At 47.1% G+C, this 11,612-nt stretch carries 12 protein-coding genes; 10 read left to right on the top strand and 2 right to left on the bottom strand.

What is annotated here, in order from left to right; translation table 11 throughout:
- Positions 1–83: 83 nt before the first annotated feature.
- Genes LZT21_RS08930 through LZT21_RS08895 form a run of 8 tightly spaced genes read left to right on the top strand, consistent with a single transcriptional unit; the run spans position 84 to position 7,743 of the window.
- Positions 84–461, top strand: coding sequence for an Mth938-like domain-containing protein (locus LZT21_RS08930; protein WP_233924247.1), 378 nt, complete (start codon positions 84–86; stop codon positions 459–461).
- Positions 458–2,134 (top strand): glycosyltransferase family 39 protein, encoded by a 1,677-nt coding sequence (locus LZT21_RS08925; RefSeq protein WP_233990302.1) that lies wholly within the window; start codon positions 458–460, stop codon positions 2,132–2,134. Before LZT21_RS08930 ends, LZT21_RS08925 begins: the two co-directional genes overlap by 4 nt.
- A 4-nt stretch (positions 2,135–2,138) precedes the next feature.
- Positions 2,139–3,332, top strand: a complete 1,194-nt coding sequence (locus LZT21_RS08920) for a DegT/DnrJ/EryC1/StrS aminotransferase family protein (protein ID WP_233990300.1) — start codon at positions 2,139–2,141, stop codon at positions 3,330–3,332.
- A 37-nt stretch (positions 3,333–3,369) separates the two neighbouring features.
- Positions 3,370–4,317 carry a glycosyltransferase gene (locus tag LZT21_RS08915; RefSeq protein WP_370634818.1) on the top strand — a complete coding sequence of 316 codons (948 nt, stop codon included), beginning with the start codon at positions 3,370–3,372 and terminating at the stop codon, positions 4,315–4,317.
- Between the two features lie 9 nt (positions 4,318–4,326).
- Positions 4,327–5,190, top strand: coding sequence for a formyltransferase (locus LZT21_RS08910; protein ID WP_233990295.1), 864 nt, complete (start codon positions 4,327–4,329; stop codon positions 5,188–5,190).
- Positions 5,191–5,236: 46 nt separating this feature from the next.
- Complete coding sequence (locus tag LZT21_RS08905) at positions 5,237–6,286, top strand: bifunctional UDP-4-keto-pentose/UDP-xylose synthase (RefSeq protein WP_233924242.1); 1,050 nt, start codon at positions 5,237–5,239, stop codon at positions 6,284–6,286.
- Between the two features lie 16 nt (positions 6,287–6,302).
- Positions 6,303–7,238, top strand: a complete 936-nt coding sequence (locus LZT21_RS08900) for a polysaccharide deacetylase family protein (RefSeq protein ID WP_233924241.1) — start codon at positions 6,303–6,305, stop codon at positions 7,236–7,238.
- A 37-nt stretch (positions 7,239–7,275) separates the two neighbouring features.
- Positions 7,276–7,743 (top strand): peroxiredoxin, encoded by a 468-nt coding sequence (locus LZT21_RS08895; protein ID WP_233924240.1) that lies wholly within the window; start codon positions 7,276–7,278, stop codon positions 7,741–7,743.
- Here LZT21_RS08895 and LZT21_RS08890 read toward each other — a convergent pair.
- A complete protein-coding gene (locus LZT21_RS08890) occupies positions 7,717–7,893 on the bottom strand; it encodes a hypothetical protein (RefSeq protein ID WP_233937307.1) in 177 nt (58 codons plus the stop codon). The two genes, LZT21_RS08895 and LZT21_RS08890, sit on opposite strands and share 27 nt — an antisense overlap.
- A gap of 57 nt (positions 7,894–7,950) precedes the next feature.
- Between LZT21_RS08890 and LZT21_RS08885 the strand changes: the two genes are divergently transcribed.
- Together LZT21_RS08885 and LZT21_RS08880 are read left to right on the top strand one after the other, a co-directional pair.
- A complete protein-coding gene (locus LZT21_RS08885; RefSeq protein ID WP_233937306.1) occupies positions 7,951–9,624 on the top strand; it encodes a PhoH family protein in 1,674 nt (557 codons plus the stop codon).
- Complete coding sequence (locus tag LZT21_RS08880; protein ID WP_370634813.1) at positions 9,605–10,138, top strand: C40 family peptidase; 534 nt, start codon at positions 9,605–9,607, stop codon at positions 10,136–10,138. The genes LZT21_RS08885 and LZT21_RS08880 overlap by 20 nt, the downstream gene beginning before the upstream one ends.
- A gap of 9 nt (positions 10,139–10,147) precedes the next feature.
- Here the strand turns inward: LZT21_RS08880 and dnaB are convergent, their stop codons facing one another.
- Positions 10,148–11,587, bottom strand: coding sequence for a replicative DNA helicase (gene dnaB, locus LZT21_RS08875; protein ID WP_233924379.1), 1,440 nt, complete (start codon positions 11,585–11,587; stop codon positions 10,148–10,150).
- Positions 11,588–11,612: the final 25 nt, after the last annotated feature.

The raw sequence follows: 11,612 nt of genomic DNA, 5'->3' as shown, positions 1-11,612 counted from the left end.
ATTGGCCATCTAATGCCCATTCTTAAGGAATAGGTATATAGAGAGGCTGGCTATAATTCACTCAATTATGACAGAGCGCGCACGTGAAGCTTCATTCTGACGACCATTCCGGCCTAAATACGATTTCGGGCTATGGTACTGACTATATTCAGATCAACCAGAAAACCTATCAGCATGCCGTCTTAGTCAGCCCCTCGGGCGCAATAGTGGCTTGGCCGGTAGCAAACTTTGCAGCGCTGACCGAAGCCGATTTTTTGCAAATTTGTGCGCGCCAGCCCGAATTATTTATTTTGGGCACAGGGGCTCGTCAGCATTTTCCTCGGCCAGAACTACTAAAACCCCTTATTCAAGCACGCATGGGTTTTGAAATCATGAATTCACAGGCAGCCTGCCGCACTTACAATATTTTGATGGGCGAAGGTCGGCAAGTATTGGCTGCTATTCTGCTTGATACCGTATGAATAAGCCCCCTGTCAAACTTGGCCTAGCGTTTGCTGTGCTAGTGGTCTATACGATCATTTGGTTCGGCACTTTGAACTATCGTCACCTAATTCCTTCTGACGAAGGTCGCTATGCTGAAATGGCGCGCGAGATGCTTGCTAGTGGCGATTGGATTACGCCGCGCTATCACGACTATCTCTATTTTGAAAAACCCCCTTTACATATTTGGGCAACCGCTGTCATCTTTCAGGTTTTTGGTATTGGGGAATGGCAAGCCCGCTTATGGTCTGGCTTGTTGGGTTATCTCACGATTCTGCTGGTCGGCTTTACAGCTTGGCGCTTGTATAGCCCGCGTGCAGGACTATTGGCAGCAGTGGCCTTGGGTTCTGCCCCGATGTGGGTGGTGGGTGGACACTTTAATTCACTCGATACCGGTTTATCGGCCTGCTTAGCAGCCGCGCTATGCACTTTTTTGCTAGCGCAAGCGAGCCCTGAAACGCGTACCCGCAGCCGCTGGATGCTCGGGTGCTGGGCAGCCATGGCCTGCGCAACCCTCAGCAAAGGCTTAATTGGCATTGCGTTGCCTGCCATGGTTTTTGTGGTGTATTCAACGGCGACTTGGAATTGGCAAATTTGGAAATCATTATCTTTACTCAAAGGCTTATTACTATTGCTTGCCATCACGGCCCCGTGGTTTATTTTAGTGTCACTACGCAATCCTGAGTTTGCCCAATTCTTTTTTATCAATGAACACTTTCAGCGCTTTACCCAAGAAGAACATAGTCGTCCAGGTCCAATCTATTTTTTTCTGCCCTTTCTGTTATTGGGATTTCTGCCGTGGCTACCGCAAGTCGGCAGTGCAATGTGGCAAGCATGGCAACAGTTCCGCACTCAGCGCCGGATCCAGTTTTCTAGTCTTGGCTTATTAAGCTGCTGGGTTCTCGTCATTCTCGGTTTCTTTAGCGTTTCACAATCCAAATTACCGGGCTACATCATGCCCACCTTTCCGGCCCTAGCCTTGCTGGCTGGCTATGCCATTGATCGCAGTTTGGGCGAGCGTACTCACTTATCGACTTACTGGAAGGTACAAGCGCTATTTTTTGTCGTGCTAGGTTGTGTTGGCTTTGCTTTTTTACCGCTAATTGGCTTTGAAGCCAAGCCGGATGAATTATTGGCCTATGCCAGTTATACACAGTGGGTTATCACTGCATTGCTTATGCTTATTCTATTTAGCCTTGCTGCAGCACTATTGGCTAAACGCAATGCGTTAGTCAGTATTTATTGTTACGCGCTCGGATTCTTTTTCACCTGCACCATTGCCGGCACCGGTCATGAAGCTCTGGGACGTGCCGTTTCTGGAGTTGATTTAGCCGCCCAAGTAAAAGCCAAAATTCCTCGTGATGCCACCATTTATTCCGTGCGGATTTTAGATCACACCTTCCCTTTTTATCTTGGTAGAACCATGGTGATGGTCGAGTTTCCAGACGAACTTGAATTTGGCGTTAAACAGGAACCAAAGCGCTGGGTGCCTACCCTCGATGAGTTTATCGAGCGCTGGCAAAATGAGCCCACTGCCTATGCGCTGATGGTGCCAGAGCAATATCTGGCCTTACAAAAATTAGGCTTACCGATGCAGGAAATAGGTCGCGATTCTCGGCGAGTGGTAGTGGCTCACCCAAGTTTGCGAAAATAGCACCATGAACGAAAAAACCGCTGCAAGCCAGATTTCGCCGCCAGACTTTATTCCTTTTACTCGGCCAAGCTTTGATGAGGCCACGATTGCTGCGGTGGCAGCAGTAATGCAATCGGGCTGGGTTACTTCGGGCCCGAAAGTCGCCGAATTTGAGGCAGAGTTAAGCCGTTATTTTGGTGACCGACCAGTGCGTTGCTTTGCCAATGGCACAGCAACAATGAAAATTGCCTTGCAAATAGCAGGTATTGGCGTAGGCGATGAAGTGATCACCACACCGCTATCTTGGGTTGCCACTGCCAATGTGATTTTATCGGTTGGCGCTAAGCCTATTTTTGTCGATGTCGACCCGCGCACTCGCAACCTCGATCTCTCACAAATTGTTGCGGCCATTACCCCGCAAACCCGCGCCATCATGCCAGTGTATTTAGCGGGCTTACCCGTTGATATGGACGAGTTATACGCCATTGCCAAATCCCATCACCTGCGAGTGATTGAAGATGCTGCACAAGCATTTGGCTCACATTGGCGCGACAAACGCATTGGCAGCATAGGTGACTTAGTCAGCTTTAGTTTTCAAGCAAATAAAAATCTGACTACCGTTGAAGGAGGCTGCCTCGTTCTCAATAACTCCAATGAAACTGCCCTAGCTGAAAAACTGCGTTTGCAAGGCCTTACTCGGCATGGGCCAGATGGGATGGATGTCGATGTCTTAGGGGGTAAAGATAACCTTACCGATATCAATGCCGTTATTGGTTTACACCAGCTTAAAAATCTGCCCACTTTTCAAGCGCGACGTGTCGCCATTGCAAAACAGTATTTTGAGTTATTAAAGGCCGGATTAAATACAAGTGCGCTTAAGGGCTTTGCCCTACAACTGCCTCCCGAAAACTTTAGTGATAGTAATTGGCATTTGTATCAAGTGCTGTTACCTTTGCAGCAATTAAAAGTAGAGCGGTCGCAAATCATGACCGAATTAAAAGCACTGGGTATTGGCACAGGCGTGCACTATCCCATCATTACCAATTTCTCGCTCTATCGAAAATTAGGTTACCTTGCAGAAACGACGCCAGTAGCCGAAGTCATTGGCCGCTCAATTTTGACCTTGCCCTTATTTCCTGCCATGAGCGATGCTGATGTCAAACGCGTTTGCAGCTCTTTAATCGGGGTTTTTCAGCACCATTATCAAGCCAGCGCATAATTACGCTATGACGGCCTCAACGCAACTCAATTCGCTCATCAATGCACCGCAATTAAGCATTATTGTGCCGGTATACAACGAAGAAGCTGGCTTACCCGCGCTCTTTAGTCGCCTCTATCCTGCACTGGATATGCTGGCTCAAAAACGTCAGCTACAGTACGAAATTATTTTTATTAATGATGGTAGTCGCGATCGTTCTGCAGCCATGTTGGGTCAGCAATTTGAAGCACGCCCAGATACCACACGCGTCGTGTTATTTCAAAATAATTTTGGCCAGCATATGGCGATCATGGCTGGCTTTGAATACGCTCGCGGTGAATACATTATCACTTTAGATGCGGATTTACAAAATCCCCCCGAAGAAATCGATGCGCTAGTCCAAGAATTAGTTGCAGGGCACGATTACGTGGGGACGATTCGCACTAATCGTAAAGATACCCTATTTCGTAAAAGTGCCTCGCGGCTGATGAATCACTTACGCGAAAAAATTACCCATATCACCATGACCGATCAAGGCTGTATGTTACGCGGCTACCGGCGGCGCATTATTGATTTAGTAGGAAAATGCAATGAAAGCAATACTTTCATTCCAGCACTGGCTTATACCTTTGCTACCAATCCAACCGAAATTACTGTGCAACATGAAGAACGGTTTGCGGGAGAGTCGAAATATAGCGTTTACCAGTTGATTCGTCTTAATTTTGATTTAGTCACTGGATTTTCGGTGGTGCCCTTGCAAATTTTTTCCATTCTTGGCATGTTATTGGCCTTGGCAGCAGGCAGTTTATTTGCCACCCTCTTAATTCGGCGCTTTATTATTGGCGCTGAGGTCGAGGGTGTGTTTACCCTTTTTGCACTAACCTTTTTCCTCATTGGAGTCATGTTATTTGGGCTGGGTTTATTGGGCGAATACATTGGGCGCATCTATCAACAAATTCGCCAACGGCCTCGCTACGTAGTGCAGGCCGTACTCGAAAAACCTTAAGTTATTTTTATGCGCGCAGTTGTTTTTGCCTATCATGATGTTGGCGTGAATTGCTTGCAAGCGCTTCTCGACGCAGGTATAAAAGTTGATTTAGTCATCACCCATACCGATGACCCCAATGAAAATATTTGGTTTGCGAGTGTAGTAGAGCTCTGTAAGCAAAAAAATATTCCTTATGTACAGCCTCTGGCTAATGAATTAAATGCTCTTTTACCCCACTTACAAACCCTTCAACCAGACTATATTTTTTCGTTTTATTACCGCTACTTAATTCCTGCCACCCTTTTAGCCTGTGCCCGCATTACTGCCCTCAATATGCATGGCTCTCTACTGCCCAAATATCGGGGGCGTGCCCCAGTTAATTGGGCTATTTTGCACGGTGAAACTGAAACGGGCGCCACCTTGCATGTCATGGAAGCAAAACCAGATGCTGGCGATATTGTTGGTCAAGAAGCGGTTGCCATTGGCCCAAATGACACCGCCACAACTGTCTTCGCAAAAGTTAGCGCGGCCGCGGTTCACGTACTCCAAATTGCTCTGCCGCAGCTGTTGCTCGGGCAAATCAAACGCTTACCCAATAACCTCAAACAAGGTAGTTACTTTGGTGGTCGCAAACCTGCTGACGGCAAAGTTGATTGGTCGCAAACTGCGCAATCGATTCATAATTTGATTCGTGCGGTTGCGCCCCCCTATCCAGGGGCGTTTACCACTTGGCAAGGACGGCAAATGGTCATAGCAAGCTCGATTTTATTGGCCTTACCACCCCCACAAATTGAGCTTAGTGAGCTGGGTGTGCAGATGGTTGATAATCAGGTGTTTGGCATTTGCGGTGATCGACAGGTCATTCAGATCCTGCACTGGTATCCCGCTTAGTGCTTAGCGTGCATTTGTATTCAATTTTTTAGACGAGGCAGCACCGATGAAAAAAATCCTCATTCTTGGGGTTAATGGTTTTATTGGCCACCATCTTTCCAAGCGTATCCTTGCGACCACCGATTGGGAAGTGTATGGCATGGACATGCAAAATGATCGTCTAAGCGATTTGCTGAGTAATCCGCGCATGCATTTTTTTGAAGGTGATATCACAATTAATCGTGAATGGGTTGAGTATCACATTCGTAAATGTGATGTCATCTTGCCCTTAGTCGCCATTGCTACGCCAGCCACTTATGTGCAGCAGCCGCTTCGTGTATTTGAACTCGACTTCGAAGCAAACTTACCCATTGTGCGTTCAGCGCTTAAGTACAAAAAACATTTGGTCTTCCCCTCAACCTCTGAAGTTTATGGCATGTGCAGTGATGCCGAGTTTGACTCAGCTACTTCAAATCTAGTTTACGGACCCATTCATAAACAACGCTGGATTTACGCCTGCTCTAAACAATTAATGGATCGGGTGATTTGGGGTTACGGCATGGAAGGGTTGCGCTTTACCTTATTCCGTCCATTCAACTGGATTGGTCCAGGCCTGGATAGTATTTATACGCCTAAAGAAGGTTCGTCACGCGTTGTCACCCAGTTTTTAGGGCACATTGTGCGGGGTGAGCCAATTAATTTAGTCGACGGTGGCGAGCAAAAACGGGCGTTTACTTATATAGATGATGGCATCGATGCGTTGATGAAAATCCTCGCCAATACTAATGACATTGCGAATGGCAAGATATTTAATATTGGCAATCCTAAAAATAATCATTCTGTACGCGAGTTAGCCACCATGATGCTCGAAATTGCTTGCAGTATTCCCGAGTATGCAAAAACTGCGCAACAAGTCCAGATTATTGAAACGACCTCTGCCGCCTATTATGGTGAAGGTTATCAAGATGTGCAAAATCGCGTTCCGGCGATTGATAACACCAGGACCGAGTTACATTGGCAGCCAAGTACGACCATGCATGATGCCTTGAAACATATTTTTGAAGCCTATCGGCATGATGTTCCTAAGGCGCGGAACTTAGTCGATCAAGACAATTAAGTTGACCACTTAGCCCATGGCAAAAATCGCCCTCAAGGTGGACGTGGATACACTACGCGGCACGCGCGAAGGGGTGCCTAATTTAGCCCGCGTTCTGGAGCATTTACACCTGCACGCTACATTTCTGTTTAGTCTGGGGCCCGACCATACTGGTTGGGCACTCAAGCGCGTTTTTCGACCTGGTTTTTTAAAAAAAGTAGGGCGAACTTCTGTCGTTGAGCATTACGGTATTCGCACCTTACTTTATGGGGTCTTATTGCCAGGTCCCGATATTGGTCAATTGGCTCGCGAGGAGATGCAAGCGATTCATCGTGCGGGTCATGAAACCGGGATTCATGCTTGGGATCATGTCGCTTGGCACGATGGGGTTCGTAACCGCAATGCTAAATGGACCCTCAAACACATGCAGCTCGCCTACGATCGCTTTCAAGAAATTTTTCGTCGTCCGCCAAGTACTGCTGGCGCGGCTGGTTGGCAAATGAATGAGGTAGCGCTTCAGCAACTAGATAGCTGGGGTTTAAAATATGCCTCAGACGGTCGTGCACCCCTAAATTTAGCGCCTTATCGCCTGCTCTTCCCCGCAGAAAAAAAAGGTGCCCCACCCAGCAAAAGTCAATGCATTCAATACCCCACTACCTTGCCAACCCTAGATGAACTGATTGGTGTTGCAGGTATGGATGCTTTTGCTGCCGTTCGACATCTACTAAGTCTGACCCAAAGCAACCCCAATGATCAAGTCTTTACCCTTCATGCAGAACTAGAGGGGCAGAAGCTCTTGCCGGCTTTTGTAGAATTAATCGAGGGATGGTTGTTACAAGGTCACCATTTAGTCACCTTGGGCGAATTACACCAATCTTGGGTGGCTACGCAGCAACTCGATAAAATTATGGCTTGTCCCTTAAGTTGGGGTACCGTCCCCAATCGCAGTGGTGAATTAATGGTCTTACCGTAAGTTATTTTGAAATACTTTTTAACCCTAAAGGATTGATATGAGCATTGCTATTGGCCAACGTTTACCGAATTGCACTATTCCTGCAACCTCGCAACGCATATTTTCTCCCGCAGCATATGCGGGTCGTAAACTGGTTTTATATTTTTATCCTAAAGATTCAACCCCAGGATGCACAGTTGAGGCTGGCGAGTTTCGTGACGCCATTGATGCCTTTTCTAAAGCCAACACCTTAGTTGTCGGGGTCTCACGCGATAACCTGAAATCACATGATCATTTTCGGCAAAAACTGGATTTGCCATTTGAATTGGTGGCCGATACCGAAGAAAAACTCTGCGCCCTTTTTGGGGTAATCAAAATGAAAAATATGTACGGCAAGCAAGTCCGCGGAGTTGAGCGAAGTACCTTTTTATTTGACTCGACTGGTAAGCTCTGTAAAGAATGGCGCGGCCTCAAAGTACCTGGGCACGCAGCCGAGGTTTTACAAGCGGCAGAAGCCCTTCAATAAAAAAGCAACAATTAACCCTTGCATTGCATTTAATTTGAGGTAAAGTAAAGGCATATGCACCAAAAACGATGGTATGGTTTGATCATCAGCCTTGGCAATACAAAGCCAAGTAAGCGCAACCTCCCCCACAGTTTGGCTAATTTTTATCATTTTTTTGTCAACCGCCACCGCGCTTTGCCTGGCGGTTTTTTCTTTTAGGAGCCCTGCATGCCTTTGCCCCCACTGCCGAAGCAAATTGCCGATCAAGTGAAATTGAACCGTAAAGAAGCTCCGGATTTAAAACAAAGGCTAGTGCCCCTTGTCAGCAATGCGGTGGATACCCTCTTAGATACCCAAGTTGATCTTGAAGCCCTAAGCTCAGCAGATTGGGCAAATAGTGCTCAAGTTGATTTATCCGCCGCAGAATTAGCCCTTGAAAAAATTAAAGGTGATCATCGGCTGAAGCAAACTGAAAATAAAAATTCAAAACGCATTATCCGTAGCGGGCCACCAACTTTATTTGTGCTGGATACCAATGTTTTAATGCATGACCCTGCATCGCTCTTCCGTTTTGATGAGCACGACTTATATTTACCAATGACGACTTTAGAAGAGCTCGATAACCATAAAAAGGGGATGAGCGAAGTTGCGCGTAATGCCCGCATGGTCAGTCGTTCGCTCGATCAACTCATCGCGGGGACTACTGGCACTCTTGAGGAGGGCATCCCGCTGAACAAGTTGGGACACTCGGATGTTTCAGGCCGGCTGTTTTTTCAAACCCAATTATTTACCCATGTACTGCCTGAGGGGCTGCCCGAAGGTAAGGGAGATAATTTAATTCTCGGGGTAGTACGTGAGCTCAAGCAAACGAAACCCGAACAAGAGGTGGTCTTGGTATCGAAAGATATCAATATGCGGATTAAGGCACGGGCACTAGGCTTGCCTGCAGAAGACTACTTTAATGATCAAGTCTTAGAAGACCGTGACTTAATGTATACGGGGGTAATGCATTTACCAACCGATTTTTGGCCTAAGCATGGCAAAGCGATGGAAAGTTGGTCAGATGTCAAATCAGGCTCGATGTTTTACCGAGTCACAGGTCCATTAGTATCTAGTATGCTAGTTAACCAATTTGTCTATCAAGAAAATCCCGATGGCTCGACGCCGTTTTATGCGCAAGTAAGAGAAATTAATGGCAGGACTGCGCTCCTACAAACGCTGCGCGATTTCTCCCATCAAAAAAATAATGTTTGGAGCGTAACCGCACGCAATCGCGAGCAAAATTTTGCGATGAACTTGCTGATGAATCCCGATGTTGATTTTGTTACCCTACTCGGCCAAGCGGGCACCGGCAAAACCCTTCTTGCTTTAGCGGCTGGCCTTGAGCAAGTGCTAGATAGCAAACGCTATAACGAAATTATCATTACTCGCGCGACCGTACCAGTCGGCGAAGATATTGGCTTCCTGCCTGGCACCGAAGAAGAAAAAATGCAGCCTTGGATGGGTGCCTTTGATGATAATCTTGAAGTCTTGCATCGCAATGAAGATAACTCTGGTGAATGGGGTCGCGCTGCAACCCAAGAACTCATTCGTTCGCGTATTAAGGTCAAGAGTATGAACTTTATGCGCGGCCGCACCTTTGTCAGTAAGTTTGTGATTATTGATGAGGCGCAAAACTTAACGCCAAAGCAAATGAAAACCTTGGTTACCAGAGCTGGTCCTGGTACGAAAATTATTTGCTTAGGCAATATCGCCCAAATCGATACCCCCTATTTAACTGAAGGCTCATCTGGTCTAACCTATGTCGTTGACCGCTTCAAAGGTTGGCGTCATAGCGGTCACGTGACTCTCGCCCGTGGCGAGCGCTCACGCCTTGCCGATCATGCTGCAGAAGCCTTATAACTATCGCTTTAGTCTGCTTATTGGTCTTGCTGTTTTTGGTCTCACGGCGTGCGGCATGTTTGGCGGGCGTTCAACTCAAGTCTCGCCATTTTCTTCGCCACGAGTAAGCCAGTTTAAGGAAGATACCAGCGTTGGCGCTGAAGATATATCCATTGCTGCTGTTGGTTTAGTTGATGTGCCATATCGTTTTGGAGGCAACACTCCAAATGGCGGTTTCGACTGTAGCGGCTTAATTGTTTATGTTTATAACAAAGCGGTTTCAATAAGACTGCCGCGAACGATTGAAGAAATGAGTAGAAAAGGAAGTGGCATTGGTCAACAAGCGCCAGCGCCAGGCGATTTGATCTTTTTTAATACCACTGGAGAAAAGTATTCGCATGCAGGAATTTATGTGGGTCAAGGTCGCTTTGTGCATGCGCCTAGCGCCGGTGGCACGGTTCGTTTAGACCGCATTGACACGCCCTATTGGGCCGCACGCTTTACTGAAGCAAGGCGCATCGTACCTAACAACTAAGTGGCGCAATTAAAAGGGTTCGTACCCACTAAAGCTACTACCAGAACCATTGGAGCCATTACTCGATGAAAAGCCGGCAGCCCCGAGCGCCAAATTATCAAATTTAGTGTATGGGCCTTGCCAGCTGAGGCGAATCGTTCCAATCGGTCCATTACGCTGCTTGCCAATAATAATTTCCGCCACGCCTTTATCGGTAGTGGTATCGGGGTGATAAACCTCATCACGATAGATAAACATAATTAAATCGGCATCTTGTTCAATTGCACCCGACTCACGTAAATCAGACATGATGGGGCGCTTATTGGGGCGCTGCTCTAAACCACGATTTAATTGTGACAATGCCAGCACGGGGCATTGCAATTCCTTAGCAAGTGACTTTAAAGAACGAGAAATTTCTGAAATCTCAGTGGCGCGATTTTCAGAACTAGACCCGCCACTACCGCTCATTAATTGTAAATAATCAACAATCACCAATCCTAGTGTGCCGCCAAATTTTCGCGCAATACGGCGTGCTCGCGCGCGTAACTCGAGACTTGATAAAGCACCAGACTCATCAATTAAAATTTGGGTATTACTTAAGCGGGCAATCGCATCCGTAACTCGCGGCCATTCATCATCTTGTAACTTCCCGGTACGCATGCGTGATTGATCAACGCGCCCTACTGAGCCCAAAAGGCGTGAAGCTAATTGTGTTCCTGACATTTCCATCGAAAACACTACTACCGGTAAGCCCTCAACTAAAGCGACATTTTCAGCGATATTTAGTGCTAACGCGGTTTTACCCATCGAAGGTCTGCCAGCCACAATGACTAAATCCCCTTTTTGCAAGCCACTTGTTTGTTTATCTAAATCAATAAACCCAGTGGCAATACCCGTAATATCGCTGCCGCCCTGACGGTTATATAGCTCGTCAATGCGTGACACTACCTCTTGCAAGAGCGGCTCAATTTCTAGGTAATCGCCTTTGCGGCTACCCTCTTCCCCAATTTGCAAGATGCGTGATTCAGCTTCATCTAATAAAGTGCGAACGGAACGACCTTCAGGTACAAATGCAGAATTCACGATGCTGTCTGAAACCGCAATCAGTCGGCGCAAAATACTGCGGTCACGCACAATTTCAGCATAGCCTTTGATATTGGCTGCACTGGGCGTATTTTGCGCTAAGGAGTTCAGGTAGTCGATACCCACTAATTCACCCCCCTGCTCTGTCTTCATGGCCTCGTGCACGGTAATCACGTCAGCAGGGTGGTTATCGCCAATTAAGTTTTGCACTACGCGAAAAATTAAGGTGTGTTCAGGGCGATAAAAATCGACCTCGGTGAGAATGCCACCCAGCCTATCCCAAGCAGAATTATCTAGAAGTAAGCCCCCCAGCAGAGACTGTTCAGCCTCTACCGAATGGGGGGGTACTTTTAAGGCCTGTAGTACCGCATCCCCTGACCCCGCCATGCTAGGATTAAGCGTAATAGAACGG

The sequence above is a fragment of the Polynucleobacter sp. IMCC 30228 genome (assembly GCF_021395205.1).
Lineage (GTDB): Bacteria > Pseudomonadota > Gammaproteobacteria > Burkholderiales > Burkholderiaceae > Polynucleobacter.
This window is presented reverse-complemented; position numbering and strand designations above follow the sequence as displayed.